Source organism: Komagataeibacter ossonobensis (assembly GCF_057359305.1).
Genome location: NZ_JBXAYQ010000008.1, coordinates 69,366 through 91,432 on the forward strand (window position 1 = coordinate 69,366; position 22,067 = coordinate 91,432).

Annotated in this window: 18 protein-coding genes; 8 read left to right on the plus strand and 10 right to left on the minus strand. The window is 61.9% G+C overall.

From position 1 onward, the window contains the following. Window positions 1-310: 310 nt before the first annotated feature. Window positions 311-2,611: a TonB-dependent receptor gene (locus AC1RQ9_RS07585; protein WP_485986263.1), complete on the minus strand. Its 2,301-nt coding sequence runs from the start codon at window positions 2,609-2,611 to the stop codon at window positions 311-313. Window positions 2,612-2,678: 67 nt separating this feature from the next. Further along, window positions 2,679-4,067: an amidase gene (locus AC1RQ9_RS07590; RefSeq protein WP_485986264.1), complete on the minus strand. Its 1,389-nt coding sequence runs from the start codon at window positions 4,065-4,067 to the stop codon at window positions 2,679-2,681. A gap of 299 nt (window positions 4,068-4,366) precedes the next feature. On the opposite strand from AC1RQ9_RS07590, the gene AC1RQ9_RS07595 reads away from it, so the two are divergent. The 6 genes from AC1RQ9_RS07595 to AC1RQ9_RS07620 all read left to right on the plus strand — a co-directional run bounded on the left by AC1RQ9_RS07595 (window position 4,367) and on the right by AC1RQ9_RS07620 (window position 10,417). Next, entirely contained in the window at window positions 4,367-5,290 is a 924-nt protein-coding gene (locus AC1RQ9_RS07595) for a LysR family transcriptional regulator (protein WP_485986265.1), read from the plus strand. Between the two features lie 161 nt (window positions 5,291-5,451). Further along, the gene (locus tag AC1RQ9_RS07600; RefSeq protein WP_485986285.1) at window positions 5,452-6,342 is read left to right on the plus strand and encodes an NUDIX hydrolase; all 891 of its coding nucleotides are present in this window, start codon (window positions 5,452-5,454) and stop codon (window positions 6,340-6,342) included. A 143-nt stretch (window positions 6,343-6,485) separates the two neighbouring features. Next, window positions 6,486-7,466: a quinolinate synthase NadA gene (gene nadA, locus AC1RQ9_RS07605; RefSeq protein WP_010507442.1), complete on the plus strand. Its 981-nt coding sequence runs from the start codon at window positions 6,486-6,488 to the stop codon at window positions 7,464-7,466. Then, entirely contained in the window at window positions 7,463-9,022 is a 1,560-nt protein-coding gene (locus tag AC1RQ9_RS07610; protein ID WP_485986267.1) for an L-aspartate oxidase, read from the plus strand. Before nadA ends, AC1RQ9_RS07610 begins: the two co-directional genes overlap by 4 nt. Then, a complete protein-coding gene (gene nadC, locus AC1RQ9_RS07615; RefSeq protein WP_485986268.1) occupies window positions 9,019-9,873 on the plus strand; it encodes a carboxylating nicotinate-nucleotide diphosphorylase in 855 nt (284 codons plus the stop codon). The genes AC1RQ9_RS07610 and nadC overlap by 4 nt, the downstream gene beginning before the upstream one ends. A 40-nt stretch (window positions 9,874-9,913) precedes the next feature. Next, window positions 9,914-10,417: a hypothetical protein gene (locus tag AC1RQ9_RS07620; RefSeq protein WP_485986269.1), complete on the plus strand. Its 504-nt coding sequence runs from the start codon at window positions 9,914-9,916 to the stop codon at window positions 10,415-10,417. A 129-nt stretch (window positions 10,418-10,546) separates the two neighbouring features. Here AC1RQ9_RS07620 and AC1RQ9_RS07625 read toward each other — a convergent pair whose 3' ends face one another. From AC1RQ9_RS07625 to AC1RQ9_RS07645, 5 genes are all read right to left on the minus strand, one after another. Beyond that, complete coding sequence (locus tag AC1RQ9_RS07625; protein ID WP_485986271.1) at window positions 10,547-14,065, minus strand: AAA family ATPase; 3,519 nt, start codon at window positions 14,063-14,065, stop codon at window positions 10,547-10,549. Beyond that, window positions 14,052-15,311 (minus strand): metallophosphoesterase family protein, encoded by a 1,260-nt coding sequence (locus AC1RQ9_RS07630; protein WP_485986273.1) that lies wholly within the window; start codon window positions 15,309-15,311, stop codon window positions 14,052-14,054. Before AC1RQ9_RS07630 ends, AC1RQ9_RS07625 begins: the two co-directional genes overlap by 14 nt. 87 nt (window positions 15,312-15,398) lie before the next feature. After that, window positions 15,399-16,868, minus strand: coding sequence for an NAD-dependent succinate-semialdehyde dehydrogenase (locus AC1RQ9_RS07635; protein ID WP_485986274.1), 1,470 nt, complete (start codon window positions 16,866-16,868; stop codon window positions 15,399-15,401). Window positions 16,869-16,909: 41 nt separating this feature from the next. Then, window positions 16,910-18,196, minus strand: coding sequence for a 4-aminobutyrate--2-oxoglutarate transaminase (gabT, locus tag AC1RQ9_RS07640; protein ID WP_193731493.1), 1,287 nt, complete (start codon window positions 18,194-18,196; stop codon window positions 16,910-16,912). Window positions 18,197-18,303: 107 nt separating this feature from the next. Beyond that, complete coding sequence (locus AC1RQ9_RS07645; RefSeq protein ID WP_485986276.1) at window positions 18,304-19,257, minus strand: LysR substrate-binding domain-containing protein; 954 nt, start codon at window positions 19,255-19,257, stop codon at window positions 18,304-18,306. A gap of 17 nt (window positions 19,258-19,274) precedes the next feature. On the opposite strand from AC1RQ9_RS07645, the gene AC1RQ9_RS07650 reads away from it, so the two are divergent. Further along, entirely contained in the window at window positions 19,275-19,403 is a 129-nt protein-coding gene (locus tag AC1RQ9_RS07650) for a hypothetical protein (RefSeq protein WP_485986277.1), read from the plus strand. 203 nt (window positions 19,404-19,606) lie between these two features. After that, the gene (locus tag AC1RQ9_RS07655) at window positions 19,607-20,509 is read left to right on the plus strand and encodes a LysR family transcriptional regulator (protein WP_485986278.1); all 903 of its coding nucleotides are present in this window, start codon (window positions 19,607-19,609) and stop codon (window positions 20,507-20,509) included. 14 nt (window positions 20,510-20,523) lie between these two features. On the opposite strand, the gene AC1RQ9_RS07660 is transcribed toward AC1RQ9_RS07655, so the two are convergent. The 3 genes from AC1RQ9_RS07660 to AC1RQ9_RS07670 form a co-directional block, all read right to left on the minus strand. Beyond that, the gene (locus AC1RQ9_RS07660; RefSeq protein WP_485986279.1) at window positions 20,524-20,871 is read right to left on the minus strand and encodes a hypothetical protein; all 348 of its coding nucleotides are present in this window, start codon (window positions 20,869-20,871) and stop codon (window positions 20,524-20,526) included. A 64-nt stretch (window positions 20,872-20,935) separates the two neighbouring features. Then, window positions 20,936-21,142, minus strand: a complete 207-nt coding sequence (locus AC1RQ9_RS07665; RefSeq protein ID WP_007398099.1) for a cold-shock protein — start codon at window positions 21,140-21,142, stop codon at window positions 20,936-20,938. 224 nt (window positions 21,143-21,366) lie between these two features. After that, a complete protein-coding gene (locus tag AC1RQ9_RS07670; protein ID WP_485986280.1) occupies window positions 21,367-22,056 on the minus strand; it encodes a Fe2+-dependent dioxygenase in 690 nt (229 codons plus the stop codon). Window positions 22,057-22,067: the final 11 nt, after the last annotated feature.

Genomic DNA, 22,067 nt, shown 5'->3' on the forward strand with positions numbered 1-22,067 from the left:
TCTTGCCCGCCTTGTATCTATGCCAGATCGTGTATGTGATGGCAGGTTCCAGCATATGGTCAGGCATGCGGGAACAAGGATGAAGCATGCGAACATCCAGATTATTTCAAGGGGAATCCCGAATACCGCCATTTTTTGCGCCTGCAGGGCCAGACCTCCCCCGATGACAAGGCAGAAGGGCAGAACAAGGCCCGCAAGCAGCGCGGGAAGGGAAATGGCGGGGACTGCCGGCGTGCCGTCGTCCCGTCTGTCCTGATCTTGCATGCCTGTCTGACCCTGTCCTGTTGGTAATGGCCTTATGATGTCATCATCAGTATGTATAGCTGATACGGGCACCGTAGAAGCGCGGCGGCCCAACAATGCCGAAATTGGACGTTGTAAAGAAATTACGTGTCATGTCATAGTTACGGTTAAGCGCATTCTGTACATAACCCGTTACACTCCATTTTCCGTTTTTTGGTCGAAACGTCAAGCTGGTGTTCAGCAGGAAATAGGGCTTGATATTATACAACGGGCCAAGGATGACGGCATATTCCTCGCTACGGTAGGAATAATCGGCCTCTGGCGTCAGTATATAGCCACGCAGCGCGCCGGGCAGGCGGATGTCATAGCTGGCCGACCCGCTCAACTGCAGCTTGGGGAAACCCATGTCTTTCCCCTGCATGTTCTTGTTTATGGTCTGGAAACCGTTTCCGCTTGCGCCAGTGGCCTGCGATGCGGCGATGTTCAGCGCCTGGAATTGTTCATACTGGCCCTGTTCGTAGCCGAAATTCTGCGTCAGGTGCAGGCCACGGATCGGTTCGGCCTGCGCTTCGAGTTCCACACCCCATAGCGAGGAACGCGGTGCGTTGATGATCTTGCCGATCGCGCCGATCGTGGGATCTTCAATCGCACTCTGCACCTGCTGGTCATGGTAGTCATACTTGAACGCGGCGCCATTGATGCGCAGGCGGTGGTTGAAGAACGTGCTCTTGAACCCGACTTCATAGGCCATCAGCCATTCCGGCTTGAAGGGGGCAAGCTGCGACGGCGCGGAAACGTTATAGGCGGAAAAACCGCCTTCCTTTACACCACGGCGAATATTGAAATAGGCCATGACATTGGGCTGGATATCATATTCGATGAACGCCTTTCCTGATACCTGATCCATCCCGGTCTTGCGGTCATAATGTGTCGCGGGGCCTGTTGCGTAGGATGCCTGGGTAAAGAAGTTGTTCAGTTCCTTCCATTCATTTTCATGTCGCAGGGCAAAGCCTATGCGCATGTGGGAAATGGGGCGGTAGGTGATGGATGCGAATTCGGAAAATCCCTGGTCAGGCTGGCTGTAACGCGTTTCAGTATTGAAGCCGAATGCATCCTTGAAATCGGAATACATGGCGTCCTGCAGGTTTTCCTTGAAGTAATACAGGCCAGCATTCCATGTCAGCGGCCCCCGGTCATGCGAGGCAAGGCGCAGTTCCTGTGAAAAGATCGACAGGTTGCTGTCAAAATATTCATCGGCATCCGCCGCCGTCGTACCATCCCAGTCGTTCAGTTCACGACGGTACATGACCTCATACGCACTGATGGATGTCAGGCGCGCCCATGAAAATTCCTTCTGGATGTTGATATCAACACCCCAGCTCTGGTTATTGCGGAATGGTTTGGCATTGGGGTTCAGGCGCAGGCTGTTCGCGAACTGCCGCGACATGCCCCACCCGGTGGCGTAATGGTCGCTATCGGCGGGAATGATGCTGCCATCGGGCATTGAAACCGAATTGATCAGGTAACCCGGCGTGGATTCCGACCGGTCGATGCCCCAGTGACCGCTCAGGTTGATGCGGGTCGTATCATTGGCTTCCCACCGCAGCTTGGCGCGCACGGCGCCAATATCGGCGTCACCTATGTGTTCGCCCGTTGTGCGATTGTGTTCGTACGCGCCGCCGTGGATCGTCTCCGCTGAAATACGGTAGGACAGGCGCTTGGTGATCGGGCCGGATACATACAGGTCGGTCTTGCTGCGCGCCCGGTTGGCGATGTCTTCGGATATGCCAGCACTCAACTTCTTCGTGGGGTCGGCGGTCTGCATTTCGATGTTGCCACCCGTGACGCTGCGCCCCGATGTATAGCCGGTCGGGCCGCGTTCGACATCAACACCCGCAAGATCGAACATGACCCCCTGCGTCATGACGCCGATGGGATAGGCCACCCCGTCGACATAGGTCATGACATCAGGCGTATTGTTGGATCCGTAGTCGAAAAAACCGATGCCACGCAGGTGGAACTGCGGCTGGCCGCCACCAAAGGCATTTTCTACCTGCAGGTTGGGTACGACATGCTGCAGGTCGTTTACCGTGGTGACATGGGCCTGTATCAGCGCCTCGCGGCTGAGATGCGCGATGGACCCGCCAACATGCTGCAAATGTTCGGCATGGGCATTGACGCCGCTGACATGGATGGTTTCGGGCTGCATCGCCGCCTGGACGCTGGCTTTCTGGTTGCCCGGTACGGGTTTGGGCTTGTGTTCGTTTGTCGTGACCGATGCGGCAAAGGCATCGGGACAGGCCGGCAGGGCGCAGGTAAACAGGACCGCGACACCGCCTATCGTCGTTATCTTTCCATATCTTTTCATTACGCACATGCCTGGTCGGAAATTATGGGAAGGTCGGTTGCCGACAATACGAAGCTGTTTTCTGTGGTCATGATGGGGGTAGCGGCCAGCATGGCATGGGACCACGCGCTGTTTCATACAGGGCTGCCAGCCGGATTGCCTGCAGATCAGCAAAGCGCGGGGTTATGATCTGCGCCCCGATTGGCATGCCGCTGCGTGAAAACCCGCAGTGAACAGACACGGCAGGCTGTTCGGACATGTTCCATGGGACAGTAAAGGCAATGTGGTCAAAGGAGCGTTCCGGGTCGTTGGTCGGCCCCGGATATTCAGCGGGGAAACTGACATTTGGCGTGGTAGGCGACAGGACAATATCAATTTTTTCAAATAGTTGAGCACATTTGTGCCGCATGGCAAATGTCTGCCCCAGCCCGTCCACGGCGGCAACACCGCTGACCTTCTCGCCACGCTGCGCCCATGTGCGGATGAAGGGCAGCACCTTTTCCAGCCTGTCGGGGGGAAGCTGGCTCAGTTCCGCCCAGCTTCGTGCGGACCAGTACTGGTCCAGCCCCGACAGCATCGTGGGCGTCATGACCGGATCGACGGGGATGATTTCAGCCCCCATATCGGCAAGCACGCGGGCCACGTTTTCAATCGCAACACGGATTTCGTCATCCAGCTTCAGCCCGCAGCCCGCGTCCAGCATAAGGCCGACCTTCAGGCCCCGGACATCCATGCCCTTGTAATAGCTGTCCCAGTCAATATCCGCATAGGGCAGGCTGGTGGCATCACGTGCATCGGGCAGGGACAGCACGTTCATCATCAGGGCCGCGTCGCCTACCGTGCGGGTCATGGGGCCTGCGCAGCGGCCGATATAATAGGGATCGATGGGAATGCGCCCAAGGGAGGGCTTGAACCCGACCAGCCCGCACCATGCTGCCGGCAGGCGAACGGAACCGCCAATATCGGTGCCGACATGCAGCGGTCCGTAACCCGCCGCCGCCGCTGCCGCGGCGCCCGCGCTGGAACCGCCGGGATTGCATGCCAGGTTCCACGGATTGCGCGCCAGCGGGTGAAATGTCGAAAGCCCTGATGACAGCATGGCGAAATCAGGCACCGTGGTTTTCGCGAAAATCAGTGCGCCGGCTTCCTTCAGCCGGGCGGCAGGCGGGGCATCCTGTGTCGCGGGCACCAGCTTGCTGGCGATGCAGCCCTGCGGGATGGGCTGGCCCTTGGTTGCGATCAATTCCTTCAGCGTTGCGGGCACGCCATCCAGAATGCCGCAGGGGCGGCCATGCATCCACCGCTGTTCGGACTGGCGGGCTTCACTGATCAGCCTGTCGGGTTCATAGGCGTATAGCGCGCCCAGCGCGCTTTCCCAGCGTGCGATATGCGCGATCAGCGCATTGGCGTATTCAACCGGGGAAAGGCTTCTTTTGCGATAGGAAGAAAGGAGCTCTCGGGCCGTCAGATCCATCATGGCGTAGGTTTCTTTCATTTCCCTTCGCACCCTGCAATTACAGGGTGGATATTGGGGGGAAAGGGATGACTTGTTTCAATAATATGATGGTATGGGTGGCCCGTAGCGTCTGAATATCCCAAATTTGTGCGCAGGGTGGAATACAAAACGATCTACAATCGAAACGATATTGTAAAGTCATGGCTTTCCTGTCAGCCAGTGCATGATTTTTCCGGTTTTCCGACTTTTCCCTTAAAACATTACGATCAGGCGTATATATTCCATGCCACTGGCCTGGTGCGTATCAATGGGGAACATATATGTCACTCAAAGCCCTGCAACTGTTCCTGATCGTGGCGCAGGCGACATCCCTGCGGCAGGCCGCCCAGCGACTGAACATGACCCCCACCGCCCTGCGTCGCCAGATCGACAGCCTTGAATATTATTTCGGATCTGAACTAATGGATCGCAACGCAGGCGGCATCCGCCTGACCGAGGCCGGTCAGCTGCTGCTGGGGCAGGCCGCGCGCATCCTGAATGATATCGCGGTAACCCGTACGCAGATCGATGACCTGAAACAGTTGAAACGTGGCACGGTCAGGATACAGGCAGGCGGTGCGATCGTGGCCGAACTGCTGGTACCCACCATCTGCACGGTTCATGAACAGTATCCCAACCTGCGCTTTCATGTGTTTGAAAGCAGGGCGTCGGGTATGGTCGCGGCCCTGACTGATGGCGGGATCGACCTGGTGGTCAGCCTGTTTACCCCCGAGGCGGCCCGGTCCTTCGTCAGCCACAGCATGCAGCTCAGGCACAGCGTGATCGTCAGCACGGATCATCCGCTGGCCTGCCTGGCGTCCGTGACCATCCGTGAACTGTCGCGCCATGCCCTGGCCATTCCCGATGAATCCTTTGGCGTGCGCCGGGAACTCAACCGCGCGGCACAGGCCTGCGGCATTACCCTCGACCCAGTATTCGTGACGGGTTCGCTGGAGATGCAGAAGGAAGTCGCGATGCGTGGCATGGCGGCACTGGTGCTGCCGCCCGAATGTTGCCGGCGGGAAATACAGGGCGGGCTGCTGTGCGCCGTTCCCATCCAGCCCGCCAATGTCATCAGTGCGACACTGGATCTGTGCTGCCTGCCGCAGCGGCGCAAATCCTTCGCCTGTCAGGCCCTGTTTGACGCGCTGGCGCAACAGATGCGCATCGGTTTCACCACGGGCGCGCTGGAACGCGTGAATTAGGGGCCACGGCCATGATGGCCCACAGGCAGGGCGTGAGGATAGTGAAATGACATGGCGGCGCATGGTCATGCCGCCCTGTAGTCCGCATTGTCCGGTAATGGAAATTCACTCCCCAACCCGGTGAGGTGCGTGATACATCTTTTCCCGACATGACAACCCAGATGATGATCGAACTGATTGCCGTCCTGACGGCCGTGCGTGACGATGTACCGCAGGTCATGACGATCGACCATGGTCGCCTGCTGCCATCGGGGCCGCTGGAAAGTACCCACCGCTCCCTGCAGGCAGGGGTCAGGGCATGGGTGGAACGCCAGACCGGACACCCCATCGGGCATGTGGAACAGTTGTACACCTTTGCCGATCATGACCGCTTGCTGACCACGGGGCAGGGCAGGCTGATCGCCATTTCCTACCTCGCCCTGACCCGTAGCCACGCGGGGGAAACAGGATGGCGGGACTGGTACGACTATTTCCCGTGGGAAAACAGCAAGACGGATGTGGGGCGGGACTGCCTGGCCATTATCGAACGCCTGCTGTGCCGGTGGGTGGCGAACATGGACAACGCTGCCGTGCGCGTGCGGCAGTGGCAGCGCTGTGTTTCCCTGTTTGCCATTGGCGACATGGTGGCCTGGAATGACGAACTGGTGCTGCAACGCTATGAACTTCTGTATGAAGCAGGGCTGGTTGCGGAAGCGGGGTGCCCGCCGGAAGACGCCGTGCCGGGACAGGCAATGCATCATGACCACCGCCGCATACTGGCCACCGGCATGGCGCGGCTGCGTGCAAAGATACGTTACCGGCCTGTTGTTTTCGAACTGATGCCGGAGGAATTCACGTTGCTGCAATTGCAGCGCGTGATGGAAAGCCTGTCGGGCGTCCAGATCCACAAACAGAATTTCCGCCGCCTGATCATGCAGCAGCAACTGGTTGAGGAAACAGGCGGAATTGAAGAAAATACCGGCGGTCGTCCCGCCCGGCTGTACCGTTTCTGTGGGGAGGTCAGGCGGGCGCGGCAGTTTGTTGGCACCAAGATCCCGCTATTCCAGCCCTGATGAGAAAAATGATGCCTCACGAAAAACCTGATTGACAAGCGGCCTGTTTGCCTTTGCTACTGTCTCCACCGGCTTCTGCTGCTTGGCTTATACTCAATATGAGCATAAAGAATGCGGCAGGCATGGCCGAAGGGAGAACAGGCATGAACCAGATTAAGCCGCGTGGCGGAACAGACGGGCTGTATGACCGGGTGCGGCATCTGGTCCCGGAAATGGAATGGGAGACCTTTGTCGAGGACATCCGCGCGATCGAAACGCTCAAGCGTGAACGTAACGCCGTCATCCTTGCGCATAACTACCAGACGCCCGAAATCTTCCATTGCGTGGCCGATATCCGCGGCGACAGCCTGGCCCTGGCCCGGGAGGCGCAGGAGACGGACGCGGATGTGATCGTCATGGCCGGTGTCCATTTCATGGCGGAAACGGCCAAGATGCTGAACCCGCACAGCACTGTCCTGATCCCCGACCTGCATGCGGGCTGTTCCCTGGCGGATTCCATTACAGGGCGCGACGTGCGCCTGCTGCGTGAACGCTATCCCGGCGTGCCGGTCGTGACCTACGTCAACACGTCAGCCGAGGTGAAGGCCGAAAGCGATATCTGCTGCACGTCCGGTAATGCGAAGCGGGTGGTGGAAGGTCTTGGCACCGATCGCGTCATCATGATCCCTGATGAATTCCTGGCCCGCAACATCGAAGCCGAAACCGGGATCAAGATGATCACATGGGCCGGCCATTGCGAGGTGCATGAACGTTTCACCCCGCAGGAAATCGAGCGCATGCGCGCCGACCATCCCGGTCTTGTGGTCCTGGCCCACCCCGAATGCCCGCCCGAAGTGGTGGCGGTGTCCGATTTCAGTGGCTCCACCGCCATGATGGGTGATTTCGTGCGCGAACATACCGGCAGCCGCATCCTGCTGGTTACCGAATGTTCCATGAGCGACAACCTTGCGGTGCAGTATCCCCAGACCGAATTCGTGCGCCCGTGCAACATGTGCCCGCACATGAAGCGTATTACCCTGTCCAATATCCGCCACGCGCTGGAAAACATGACGCATGAGGTCACGCTGGACCCGGAACTGGCCAGTCGCGGCCGCCGCGCCGTTGAACGCATGCTGGCGATATGACCTCCCTTCCGCCGCTGGGCCAGCTTGCCGGACAACCGCTGATCATCGGTGGCGGGCTGGCGGGCGTCATGACCGCGCTGTCTACCATGCGTCCGTGCGTGCTGGTCTGTCCGGGGCGGCTGGATGAAATACGTCCCCCCCTTGCCGCCAGCATGCTGGCGCAGGGCGGCATGGCGGCGGCCATGGGTGCTGACGACACGCCCGCGCTGCATGCGGCGGATACGCTGGCGGCGGGGGCGGGATTATGTGACGCCACGGTGGTCGATCGCGTAACGGCGGCAGCCCCGGCCGTGATTGAACGTCTGGCCGGTCTGGATGTGCAGTGGGACAGGCAGGCCGATGGCAGCCTGCAACTGGGGCTGGAAGCAGCCCACGGGCGGCGGCGCATCGTGCATGCGGGGGAGGACGCCACCGGGGCCACCATCATGCGCGCGCTGGTCGCCTGCGTGCGGCAGACCCCGCGCATAACGGTGGTGGAACATGCCCACGCGCATGATCTGCTGATACGTGACAGTAGGGTTGTGGGGTGCGTGCTTGTTGCTGGCGGGCGGACCGTCACGCTGTCCACCCCGGCCGTCGTGCTGGCTACGGGTGGGGTGGGTGGCCTGTTTGCCGACACCACCAATCCCGCTGGCGCCACGGGCAGTGGCCTTGCCATGGCCGCGCGCGCGGGTGCCGTGCTGGGCAACATGGAATTCGTGCAGTTCCATCCCACCGCGCTTTCCGCCGGACCGGAAGGGCAGCGCCTGTCCCTGGTCAGTGAGGCCGTGCGGGGTGAAGGTGCGACCCTGATTGATGAGACCGGTGAACGCTTTACCGATGAACTCGCCACCCGTGACAGTGTCTCCCGCGCGGTCTGGCGTCACATGGTGGACGGCCACAGCGTTTATCTGGATGCCCGCACGGCGCTTGGCGCGGCCTTTTCACGACATTTTCCCGCCATATCCGCGCTATGCGCGGCCCATGGCATTGATCCCGCGACGCAGCCGATCCCCGTGCGCCCCGCAGCCCACTACCATATGGGCGGCATCGTGGTGGACCATATGGGGCGCACCGAGGTTACGGGCCTGTGGGCGGCAGGGGAGGTCGCGTGTACCGGCCTGCATGGCGCCAACCGGCTGGCCAGCAATTCCCTGCTGGAAGCCGTGGCGTTCGGCACATGGATCGGCCCGCAGATGGACGACGGCCTGCCGCAGGCCACAACCTTGCCCGATGTTTCACTTTTTCCGTCCGGTCCGGCCCCGTTGCCCGCATCGTTGCACCTGCGGCGGGTCATGAGCCGCCATGCCGGGGTGATCCGTACGGGTGAAGACCTGCGCAATGGTCTGAAACAGGTCATGTCCATCGTAAATACGGATGGCGGGCTGGTCTGTGCCGCGATCCTGCTTGCCGCCCTGTCGCGGCATGAAAGCCGGGGTGGCCATTTCCGTAGTGACTATCCCCATGCCGGGGCCATGGCCACGCCGTCGCGCTTCAGCCTGACGGATATCCACGCCCGGCTGGCGGAAATGCGTGATACGTTTTCCCCGGCCCTGAATGAAAGAATGCCCTCATGATCCATTCCCTGCCAGACATCATGCTGGAACCGCTCGTGCGTGCGGGCCTGCTGGAGGATCTGGGGCGCGCGGGCGATCTGACGACCGACGCGGTGATCGTGGACGGGGATGCCGTCGTTTCCGCCGTGCTGGCCGCACGGCAGGACGGGGTGATTGCCGGGCTGGACATGGCGCGGCTGTCCTTTGCGCTCATGGATCCGCGTATCGTGTTTGAACCGCATGTGCATGATGGTCAGGCAGTGACACGTGGCATGCGTCTTGCCTCCGTGCGGGGTCCCGCACGCGGCATCCTGTCGGGGGAACGGGTGGGGCTTAATTTCCTCTCGCACCTCAGCGGTATCGCCACCGCCACGGCGCAGCTGGTGGAACTGGTCCAGCCCTATCGCGCCAGCATCACCTGCACGCGCAAGACGATGCCCGGCCTGCGGGCGATCCAGAAATACGCGGTCCGGGCGGGGGGCGGCAGCAACCACCGTTTCGGGCTGGATGATGCCATCCTGATCAAGGACAATCATATCGCCTTTGCCGGCGGGATCACGCCTGCGGTGCAGCGCGCGCGTCATGCCGCGGGACATCTGGTGCGGATCGAGCTGGAGGTCGATACACTGACCCAGCTACACGAGGGGCTGGAGACCGGCGGCGTTGATGTCTTCCTGCTGGATAACATGCCGCCCGACGTATTGCGTGAGGCCGTGCGCATTGTAGACGGCCGCGCCGTGACCGAAGCCTCAGGCGGGATAACCCCCCAGACCGTCACCGCCGTGGCACAGGCCGGGGTTGACCTGATTTCCCTTGGCTGGCTGACCCATACCGTGCGCGTCATGGATATCGGGCTGGATTACCAGCCATGATCCTGTAGGAAGGAAGCCGTTCATACAGGGGAGAACCACCATGGCGTCCACCACGACCACCCGCGCGGGTTATCTGTGCGCACTGCTGCTGGGAACCACCATCATGGCGGTGGGCGCGCAGGCCCAGCCCGACATGCAGCAGGCGCAGCAGCGCGCCCAGCAGATGGAGCAGATGCGTATGCAGCATGACCAGCAGATGCAGCAGATGCAACAGCAGTTCGGGCAGCAGCAGATGCAGATGCGCCAGCAGGAACAACAGATGCACATGCAGCGTGACCAGCAGATGCAGCAGATGCAGCAGCAGTTCCGCCAGCAGCAGATGCAACTGGACCAGCAGGAACGCCAGATGGGCAACCAGCCCGGTGGCCGTGAACAGGTCGCCCGCCAGCGTGAACAGTTCCGTATGCAGCAACAGCAGCAGGAACAGCAGATGCGCCAGCAGTTCCAGCAGCAGGACGAACAGCTACGCCAGCAGCGTTTCCAGATGGAACAGCAGCAGGATCAGCAGCGCAGGCAGATGATGCCGGGGCCGCGGAACTGGTAAAAAGTCAGTAAGGCATAAGAAATTTTCTGGTAAAGATTTTTTCAAAAAGCCTCTGAAAACGCCGCCTTTTTGGGAAAAGGCGGCACCCGGAAACTTTTATTATTTTCTATCCTGACCCTGTCCCCGGTATCATTTTTCCATCATTGCAACAGGTTCCGCAATGGGTGCGCGGGGTAGTTCCAGCAGGTTGATGCGGACACCCCCGTCGCGCATTTCGTCGCGCAGGGCGCGGGTCATGTCGCGTATGCTGTCATGGTGGGTAAACAGCAGCACCTGTGTTGTACGGGCAAAATCAGCCAGTACCCGCAGGGTGCCCAGGCTGCGGGCGTCATCGAACTGGACCAATAGGTCATCAGCGATGAAGGGCAGGGATTCGGCTGATTTACAGTAGGTTTCCACGCTGGCCAGCCGAAAGGCCAGGAAAAGCTGGTCGCGGGTGCCCGCACTCATCATCATGACCGGTACGGTGCTGCCATCGTGGCGCACGCCATGCACGACCGGTTCATCATGCGCATCAAGTTCCGTCCTGATGCCGGTAAAGGCCCCCAGCGTGGCAAGGGACAGGAACTGCCCCGCGTGCGTGACCAGCGGATCCTGCTGCGCCGCCCGCACACGGTCAATCGCATCGGCGATCAGTTTGCGGGTCAGGGTCAGCCGGGAATATTCCTCCACAATCTGGTGCAGGCTGGCAATGGCGGCCTCGCGTCGTGCAGCGGCCTGCTGGGCATCCGTGTTGTGTTCGAATGCACGCAGCGCCATGTCCTGCTCCTGTTCAGCACGTACGGCGTTGTCACGCAGGCGTTGCAGGTCAGCCAGGCGGTCATGGATCCCTGCTATTTCCGCCTTCAGTTCCGGCAGGTCACGTCCATCCAGCGCACGTTCCAGTTCGGCGGCGGACTGTCCGTCCGTCATGCGTGACAGGGTGTCGCGCGCCTGCGCATGGTCGTGGTCCAGCCGGTCGCGGTGAGCCAGTCGGGCAGCAAGCTGGCGCAGGGTGTCCATGCTGTCGGTATGCGTCCGGATCATCAGCGCATCAATGGCTGTGCGGGCGTGCGACAGGCTGGCTTCGCTATCGATCACATCCTGATTGGCCGCAGCCAGCGCCGGTTGCAGGGCTTCGCGCTGATGCCGGGCTTTTTCCGCGGCCTGCCACTGGCGGTCCAGCTCCTCGGCCGCCGCCACCCCGTCCTGTGGCAGCGGCAGGTGCTGCCGCATGGTGTCGAGAGCCTGCGTCAGCGCCTGCTCGGTCGTGTGGGCCTGCGCGCGGGCTTCATGCAGTTCCGCCAGCCGTTCAATATGCGCGGGGGCCGCCGCCCATTCGGTTGCAAGGTCACGCGCGACATCGGGCAGGGCGTCTGCCGGAAGGCCGATGGCCTGCATGGCGCTGGCCCATTGCTGCTGCCATGCCTGCCGGGCGGCGGTCAGGTCCGTGCCCTGCTGGCGCAACTGTGCCTGTAGCGGGAGCAGTTCATCCAGTTCACGCTGCAACCTGCCGTATTCTTCATGCCCGCTGGCATGCACGCGCATGGCGGCGGTGGTGGCTTCAACGCAGGCAGGCAGGTCCAGCGCGGGATCAATCCCCAGCCGTCCGGCCAGCCGCCGCAGCCGGTCGCGCACCGCATCGGGGCGAATGCGTTCTTCTGCCAGTGTCGCCCGTTCGGCTGCGACCTGTTCGGCGTCAGTCAGTACCTGCGCGCGCTGCTGTATGAATGCCAGCAGGGCTTCGGGTGTTGCGGCACGGGATTGCAGGGCGGGGAAAGGGGTAATGAATTCCTGCCACTGGCGGGTAAGCTGCTTTTCCACCTCAGACCGATTGTGGTCATGGAAGGCAATTTTTTCCATGCAGTGGCTGATGTCGTGGCGCAGCCCCTCGATCCGGGCAATACGGTCCGCCTGTGCCATCAACTGTGCCGACAGGCTGTCCGCCCGTTCCATGGCGGCGTCCAGCGCCACGGCACGGACCTGGCGTGTGGGCACGGGCGTGTCATGGTCGGGGTGCAGGTAGGTCGCGCGGATTTCCTGCCACAGCGTATCACGCTGCGCGCGTGCGGTTGCCAGCATGTCCGGTGTTATGGAACTGCCTGCCTGTTCCAGTCGCGCAAGCTGGGGCTGCAACGTGGTCAGGCGTTCGCGTTCCGCCGCCAGCGTGCTGGCCAGACGGTCGTGTTCAATGCGCAGTTTATGCTGGGCCTGCGTGATATGCTGCACGCCATCGGCCGTGGGGCAGGGCAGGTGGCGCAACTGGTCCACCGTATCCGCCCCCAGTGCCTGCACCTGTGCCGCAAGGCTGGCCTGACGCTGGTCCAGTGTTGCAGTACGTAGCGCCAGCCGCTTCATTTCCGTGGGCAGGGCGGCAAAGGGGGCCGTGTCTTCATGCAGCGCCAGGTTGTGACCGGCGGCCCGCAGGCTATCCATGCGGTGCTGTTTCTGCGCAATGGCAAGGTCCGTCTTGCGGACTTCCTGTTCCAGATTGTCGTGCTGGTTGCGCCATCGGGCCTGTGTGTCAGCCATTACGCGGATACCGTCCAGAACCGTACGGTCTGGCATGGACTGGTGCAGATCGGCGTCCGCACCCTTGCCCAGCCGCTGGCGCAGGCTGGCCAGGCTTTCATCTATGCCGCGCCATTTTTCGTCCTGCGCGGCCTTCTGCGCACGATGCTGGCGGACGGTCTGGCCAAGGCGGATGGCCTGCATGATGGGATCGCGCAGGGAGGCAAGGGCAAGCTGCACCGGGGATATGGCCGTCTGCTGCCGCAATTGCGTGGCCTGCGCCACGGCAGCCTCATGGCGGGTCGTGGCCGCCTCGCATGCATCCAGCGCGGTGATGATGGCGGTGGCCATGCCCGCGGGTAGTGCGGCAAGATCGGCCTGTGCGCTCAGTTCATCGTGCAGCCGACTGATGTCGCGCAGCACGGGTACGGCTTTTTCCAGCCGTTCGTAGTGGGCGTGCAGGCGGCGCAGTTCGTCCTGTTCATGGCTTATGTCAGTTTTCTGCTGGCGGGCTTCGTCACGCAGGCGACAGTGTTCGGTATAGGCGTCATGGCCGAGCGAGGCTTCCCTCAGGCTGTCCCTTGCGGCGTTGAAGTCATCCAGCGCCCTGTAGAACGCACGTTCAACCCCACGCCGCGGGGTGAACAGGGCATTGCGGCGTGCGTCGATTGCCTCCAGCCGTTCCACAAGGGCGCGCAGGCCGCCACCGGCTTCCACGATCAGGCGGCCGATATCCCCGTTCGCCCGCAGCAGTGCCGCACCACCGGAACGCAGGGTTTCGTCATTCAGCCCGAACAGCGCGGCAAAGCGTTCACGCGTCATTGCCCCTAGTGGCCGTGCCAGCACGCTGTCCGGCACCGCGTTGTGATCCGGGTCCTGCAAGGTGTTCTTGCGGCCCTTGTGGCGGCTCAGTTCCAGTACCTGACCGTCATCAAGCCGCACCTGCGCATCCAGCCGGATCTGCGCATTGCCAAACATGGCCCCGGCAATTGACAGGTTGGGAACACCGAACAGGAAATCCGACAGGGCGGACAGGCAGGTACTCTTGCCGGCCTCATTGGGGCCATGGATGACGTGCAGGCCGCGGCCATCCCCGAAATCAAGGTCAAGGTCGGCAATGCCGCCATATTTGACAATGCGGAAGTTACTGATGCGCATTGTCGCTGCCCTCCGGGTTTTCCACCAGCGACAGGGCAAGGTCAACCGCGCGTGCCGGCACGTCGTTGAGAATGCTTTCCCGCATTTCATCCGTCCGCGCCTGGGCGGGCACGCGCTCCATTACGATTTTCAGGATATCGGACAGTTCCGCCTGCAATGCCTCCGGTGTGGCCGCCTGTCGTATGTCGGCCGCGATCCGGCCGCCGGTGGAGCGGTCCAGAACGGCAGGACGCACGGGCGGGCGGGTATGGATTTTCAGGCGTTCCAGCCATATCTCATCAGACAGGCTGGCCAGGATCGCCTCGATTTCCAACTGCACGTCATGCGTGTCACGGATCAGGTGGGCATGCAGCGGGCTTGCGCCGACCAGTTCCAGCCGCAGGGCAATCGGCCGCCCCTGTGCCTGCGCGATCAGGTCCTGGCCTGCGCGGCGGATGCACCCGGTCATGTCGGCCGACGTTGCGGCATGGGTCAGGTCCACGACCTCACTGGCCCAGCGCACGGCGTCAAGCACCTGATGGTCCACGGATGCGACATCCCCGCCACACACCGTGACCAGTGATGCGCCCTTCGGCCCGGCTTCACGCGCGTGGCGTCCCTGCAGGTTGCCCGCGTAAACCACGTATGGGTCTTCATGCAGGATTTCGCGGGTGTGGACATGGCCCAGCGCCCAGTACTGGTAGCCATGGTTGACCAGTTGCTCCACCGTGCAGGGGGCGTAGGTTTCATGCCCCTCCCGCCCCTGGCAGGCGGTGTGCAGGATGCCGATGTTGAACAGGCCGGGCATGGGGGCGGGGTATTTGCGCGCGATATTGTCGGTTACGTCACGGCGGCCAAAGCTGCGGCCATGCACGGCAACCCCCAGATCCTCCATGACGCAGGTTTCGGCCTTGCTGGTGGCGAACAGGTGGACGTTGTCCGTGATATGCAGGTGTCTGGCGAAACGGTTTTCCGCATCATGATTGCCAAGGATCATGAAAACGCGAATGTCCGCCTGCTGCAGTCGGGCCATGCCGTTGATGAAGAACAGGCCACACTGCGTATCGCGCAGGTCACCATCAAACACGTCGCCCGCCAGCACGACAAAGCGGCATTCGGTCCGGATGGCCAGGTCGACCATGTCATTGAAGGCACGACGCGAGGCATCGGCGATCAGGCGGGCATATTCGCCCGACTTTTCCGTCAGCCCCAGCAGTGGGCTGTCCAGATGCAGGTCGGCGGCATGAAGAAAACGGAATTCGTCCATGCCGCCATCGTAATCCATTGAAAGCGGAAGTAAATGCACCCCTTCCCCTTCGTGTCCGGAAGGGGAGGGGCATGCCTTGCGTACCGGTCAGGCCGTATGGTCGGTGATATCGGTGCAGATATACTTCATTTCCATGTATTCATCCATGCCATAGCGCGATCCCTCGCGCCCCATGCCGGACTGCTTGATGCCGCCAAAGGGGGCGACTTCGTTGGAAATCAGGCCGGTGTTGTGGCCCACCATGCCGTATTCCAGCGCTTCGGCCACGCGGTAGGCGCGGGCATGGTCGCGGGTGAAGAAATAGGCGGCCAGACCGTATTCCGTGTCATTGGCCATGGCGATGGCCTCGGCTTCCGTATGGAAGCGGAACAGCGGGGCCACGGGGCCGAAGGTTTCTTCATGCGCGATACGCATGGCGGGGGTCGCGTCACGCAGCACGGTGGGGCGATAGAACAGTTCGCCCGCATTATCGCGCGCGCCGCCGCACATGACGGTGGCACCGTGCGATACCGCGTCATTGACGTGTTCTTCCACCTTGTCGCGCGCCTTTGAGCTGATCAGCGGCCCGATGATGGAGTCAGGATCGCTGCCCGGTCCCACCTGCAGCTTTTCCACCACGCGGGCGAAGCGGGTGGCGAATTCGTCATAAATGCCATCCTGCACCAGAATGCGGTTGGCGCAGACGCAGGTCTGGCCGGCATTGCGGTATTTGGCGGCGATGGCGCTTTTGATCGCCTGTTCGATATGCGCATCGTCAAATACGATGAAGGGCGCGTTGCCACCCAGTTCCAGCGACAGGCGCTTGAGCGTGGGGGCCGACTGCGCCATCAGGATCCGTCCGACCTGCGTGGACCCCGTAAAGGACAGCTTGCGGATATCGGGGCTGGCGCACAGCGCCTTGCCCAGTGTCACGCCATCACCGGGCAGCACCTGCAGCAGACCGGCAGGCACGCCCGCCTGGTGTGCCAGTTCCGCCAGCGCGAGTGCCGTCAGGGGCGTGTCTTCCGACGGCTTGATGATCATGGCGCAGCCGGCGGCCAGTGCGGGTCCGGCCTTGCGGGTGATCATGGCGGCGGGAAAGTTCCACGGCGTGATCGCGGCACATACGCCCACGGGCTGGCGGATCACGCTCAGCCGGGTGGCCGGGTTGGTCGGCGGAATGACATCGCCATAGGCGCGCATGGCCTCGGCTGCAAACCACAGCAGGAAACTTGCGGCATAACGGATCTCGCCCGCCGCTTCCGCGCGGGGCTTGCCCTGTTCGGTCACGATCAGGGTGGCGAGGTCATCGACATTGTCCATCACCAGGTCATGCCAGCGCGTCAGGATCACCTGCCGCTGCGCCCCGGTGCGGTTGCGCCATTCCGCCTGTGCCGTAACGGCGGCGGCAACGGCGAGGGTGACATCCTGCGCGCCGCATTCGGCCACCTCCGCCACGACGGCACCGGTGGCGGGGTTATGTACGGGACGGCGTGCGCCGCCCGCCGCGGGGCACCATGTCCCGTTAATGAACGCATCCTTGCGGAACAGGGATGTATTGGAAAGGTGTACGGTCATTTCGGTCTCCGGTACATTGCGGTCGGGCGGTTTGGACAGGTTCAGGCTAAGGATTCTGCCAGAACCTGCTCGATGATTTTCATTCCTTCATCAATGATCTCATCCGATGCCGTCAATGGTACAAGAATACGGATGGTCGCGCCCTGCGTGCCACAGGACAGCAGGATCAGCCCCTTTTCACACGCCCGCGCGCAGATCGCGGCGGCGGCGCCCGCGCGTACGCCCGGCTTGCCGTGTTCTTCCAGGATGTCGAAGGCGATCATCGCACCCAGACCACGCGCGCGGCTGACGGGCAGGAGTTTTGTGTTGGCATGCAGGCGGTCAATGTGGCGACGCAGGCTTTCACCAATCGTGTTGGCGCGTTCCACCAGTTTTTCATCGCGGATGATGTCCAGCACCGCCAGACCCGCCGCACAGGCCAGCGGCGCACCGCCATAGGTGCCGCCCAGACCGCCGGGGCCAACCGCGTCCATAAGCTCTGCGCGGCCGATCACGCCCGAAAGCGGCAGGCCACCGCCCATGGACTTCGCAACGGAGACAAGGTCAGGCTGCACGCCGGAATGTTCGATGCCGAACAGGCGACCCGTGCGGGCGAAGCCGCTCTGCACTTCGTCGGCCACCAGCTTGATGCCGTGTTCGTCACAGATGCGGCGCAGGGCAACCAGCAGTTCGGTAGGCGCCACGCGGAAGCCGCCTTCGCCCTGCACGGGTTCGATGATGATGGCGGCGACGCTGGATGCCGGCAGGTCGGCGGCGAACAGGAAATCGAGCATGCGCAGCGTGTCCGCCACCTTTACCTCTTCCCCGTCAGGGAAGGGCAGGTGATAGACTTCACCCGGCAGGGTGCCGAATGGGGCCTTGTATGGCTTGACCTTGCCCGTCATGGCCGATGCCAGCAGCGTGCGGCCATGGAACCCGCCGGTAAAGGCGATGATGCCGTTGCGCCCGGTGGCCGCGCGCGCGATCTTCACCGCGTTTTCCGTCGCCTCCCCCCCGGTGGAAAAGAAAATGGTCTTGGCCGGGCCTTCAAACGGAGCCAGTGCATTCAGCTTTTCCGCCAGCGCGATATACGGCTCATACGCCGAGACCTGAAACGCGGTATGCGTGAAACGGTCAAGCTGCGCGCGCACGGCTTCCAGCACCTTCGGGTGGCGGTGGCCCACATTCAGCACGGCAATGCCACCGGCGAAATCAACGTAGCGGCGACCTTCCACATCCCACAGTTCGGCATTTTCGGCCCGGTCGGCGAAAACAGGGGTGGATGTCGCCACCCCGCGCGGTACGGCGTGGTTGCGGCGGGCAAGAAGATCCTTGTTGGTCAGTGTCATGGCCTGTTTTCATCCCTGTGGGGTGCATGGGGGCTGTGGGTACAGCCGTTTCGGTCATGTTCCACGTAACGGGTTCGCAACAGGGTGGGGAGGCGCTTTTTAAGCGATCAATGGTGACTGGATGTCACCACTTCCGCTTTGTCCGCATGCAGTTGCGCTTCCAGCCATGTGCGCAGCATCACCATTGGCCGCGCCTGCCATGCCTGTTCCGTCGCACGCAGGACATAGGCCCCCAGCGAGACATCATGCAGCGGAATGTCCGTAGTGGTGACCCGGACCAGGCGACCGGTCTGCAGGTCATCTTGCAGCAGGTAGGCATTGGCCAGTGCGATCCCTTCGCCCGCGCGCGCCGCCGCCAGCGCCAGATGCGCCTGCCATAACCGGCTGCATCCGGCCACGTGCGCGACCGCGACCGACTGTCCCGCAAACCACAGCCGCCATTCCGTATCATTGTCTTCAATCAGCAGCGGGGCGTGCAGCAGGTCAGCGGCCTTGCGCAGCGGATGGGCAAGGCGGTGCAGGCAGGCCGGGCTTGCGACCGGGAAAACCGGCGGCCGCGCAATCGGCAGGGCGCGTACGCGCGGTGCGATGGGGGCGGCGTTATGGTCGTTGATGTAGCGGATATCGGCATGCAGCACGGTGTCGATCCGGTCGGGATCAAACCGGCAGTCGGAATCAACGGGACGCAGCATCAGGTCCACACCGGGATAGGTCTGCCGGAAACTGGCCAGCCGTGGCAGCAGCCAGTGATAGGCGATCCCGTGCGAGCACGTCAGGGTTACCTGTGGCATCTGCCCGCGTATGTCCGCCGTGGCGCGGGCAAGTCCGTCCAGCAGGGGGGCAATGCGGGTATGGTAATCATGCCCTTCGGGTGTCAGGCCACCTTCGCTGCGGTTGCGCAGGGCGACGCCAAGGCTGTTTTCCAGGTCGCGCAGGTGGCGGCTGACCACGGCATGATCCACCCCCAGTGCGGTCGCAGCACGACGGATGCCGCCGGTGCGCGCATAGGCCACAAAGGCGTTGAGGGCCGCAAGCGGCGGGATGTGGTAGCGCCATTCCATACGGTGTGGATGCTAGCATGAACGGGCCGGATCAAAAACAGCATGATCGCGCAATCCCGCTGCCGGGACCGCCTGCAGATCATGGGAAAGTTTCTGGTGAAGCGTTTTTTCAAAAAGCTTCAGAAAACACTGTCTTTCCGGGATAAAGGGGATGCCCGATAATTTCTGTTTCCATCAGAAAGGTATTTTAAATCCGGTAATTGCTGGGCCGGGATCCTGCAGGCGGCGCGGTAGTTCATGGCAAGGTGGATCGTTCCCCCTTCCCATGACAGGGGCATTCGGACAGTCACTGGTGAATGTCGTGGTTGTCGGATAAGACGGTGATGTTTCTTGTCTGGACGGATGTAGTGTGTTTCTGCGGCAGTTGACCTACCTGATAGCCCTTGACCGTTATCAGCATTTTTCCCGCGCGGCGGAAAGCTGCGGTGTCTCGCAGCCCGCACTGTCTGCGGCGATACGCCAGCTTGAAGCCGAGCTGGGTATTACCATCATCCGCCGCACCCGGCGTTTCAACGGCCTGACGGATGAAGGGCGGCGGGTGCTGGCCTGGGCGCGCCAGACGCTGGCGGCACTGGACGGATTGCGGCAGGAAGCGGCTTTCGCGCAGGAAGTGGCGGGGGGCACGCTGTCCATCGGGGCCATGCCGCCGGGGATGCAGGCCATCCCCCTGATGCTGGAAAGCTTCCGTAGCGCCATTCCCGGCCTGCACCTGCAGGTCCGTATCGGGTCATGCGCGGATACCATCCATCGCCTGCGCCAGCAGCAGCTTGACCTGGGGCTGGTCTATCTGGACCAGATCGCGTCCGATGCGCCCTTTGACGTCCTGCCGCTTTTTACGGAGCAGCACGTGCTGGTGGCGGCCGAGCCCATTGTCCTGCCCACGGGGCGACGTGAGTGGGGTACGCTGGCCGATCTGCCCCTGTGCCTGCTCAGTCCCGAAATGCGTACGCGCCAGATCGTGGATGCCGCGTTCAGGGGGGCGGGGGTGACGCCCACCGTGGTGCTGGAAACAAATTCGCTGGAAGTGCTGTATGCGGAACTGCTGGCGGGGCGGCTGGCCAGCATATTGCCGGTCATGGCGCTGCCAACCCATACCGGGCATTGTCGCCTGCAGGTCTGCCCGCTTGGACCCTGTAGCGTGCCGGAGGTCGGGCTGGTGCGCCTGACCCAGTCCCTGCCGACCGCGTTGACGGCGCGGGTATGGGAAATTGCCAGCCAAATGGACATGCGCGACATTTTTGCGGTTGGCTGAATACGGATGTCCGGTCAGGGCGTGCGGTGCATGTTGCGCAGCACCTGCCGTTCAGCCTGCTGGAAGGCATTCCAGTCCTGCCGCGCGTCATTGTCATCCGTGGGGGTGGGCATGTCACGACTGCCGGTCTGCCCATGTTCATATCCCGTCGGGGATGATATGCCGATGGACCGGTCGGAGCCGGGCAGCGGGGCGAAATGCGCCAATGGGGGTGTGGCGGGTATGGACGGGCCCAATGGGGCCATCGTTGCGTGGGGCAATGCCACGCTGCCATTCCAGCCACCGGGGACCGCGCCGGGCATCTGTGCCATGGCACGATGCAGGGGCAGGCAGGCCAGCACCAGTATCAGGAACCGGAACATGCTGTCTGGCTGTAAAAGAGGGTAGAAATAAAAACGGCAGGAACCGGGGTTCCTGCCGAAATTATCAGCCAATCTTCAGATTGACTGCGGAAGACTTGCCATTACGGCCCCGTTCGAGGTCGTAGGTTACAGCCTGTCCTTCGTTCAGGGTCTGCTGGCCAGCCTGCTCGACTGCAGAGATGTGAACGAAAGCGTCAGCGCTTCCATCATCCGGCTGGATAAATCCAAAGCCCTTCTGGGCGTTGAACCATTTAACTGTTCCTGCGGCCATGTGTTGGCCTCCTTGCGTAACCGGCACCCACGCGAACATGCGCGGAATCGAGACTTTTCGTTTTATCGGGGATGCCAGAAGGCCGCGTAGCGTGGCTGCAATTGAAATCTTGTCCGTAGCTGAAAAGTCCAGCCGTGGGGCATCTTGTATAGAGGTTGCACGCAAATAGCACGGAAAATATTCAAAAAAGCGGAAATATTTCCTGTCGGGCATCGGATGGCGGGCTAAAGCGCGCACCATTGGCGCATCATGTTGTGGTAGATATTGGTCAGTGACAGTACGGCGGAATCGGCATCCCCCAGCCGTTCGCGCAGCGATGTCACCTGCATGTCCAGGTCAAACATGATCTGCCGCCGGCTTTCTTCGGCAATCATGGACTGCGACCAGAAAAAGGCTGCCAGCCTGCTGCCCCGTGTTACCGGGGTGACGCTGTGCAGCACGGTGGTGGGATACAGGATCATGTCGCCCGCCGGCAGTTTTATCGCCTGTTCATTGCCATTGGCATGAATGGTCAGTTCACCGCCGTCATATTCATCCGGGTCGGAAAAAAACAGTGTGGAGGAGACATCCGTGCGGATACGCGTATGGATCCCCCCCGACAGGATGCCGCGTATGGCGTTGTCCACATGCGCGCCAAAGCTCATGCCATTTTCATAGCGGTTGAACAGCGGCGGACTGACCCGGTAGGGCAGCACCGCGCTGTTGAACAGGGCATTGCGGCCCAGCGCGCGCAGCACAAGCTGCCCCAGTTCAAGACAGGCTTCCGAATCCCGGGGCAGCTGCAGGTTGTTCTTGGCCTTCGCTGACTGTGCGCCCGCCGTCTCGCGTCCGTCGGTCCATTGCGCGTTTTTCAGTGTTTCACGGCAATGGGCCAGTTCATCGGCCGTCAGCAGGGCGGGAATGTGCAGCAGCATGGCGGGACCTT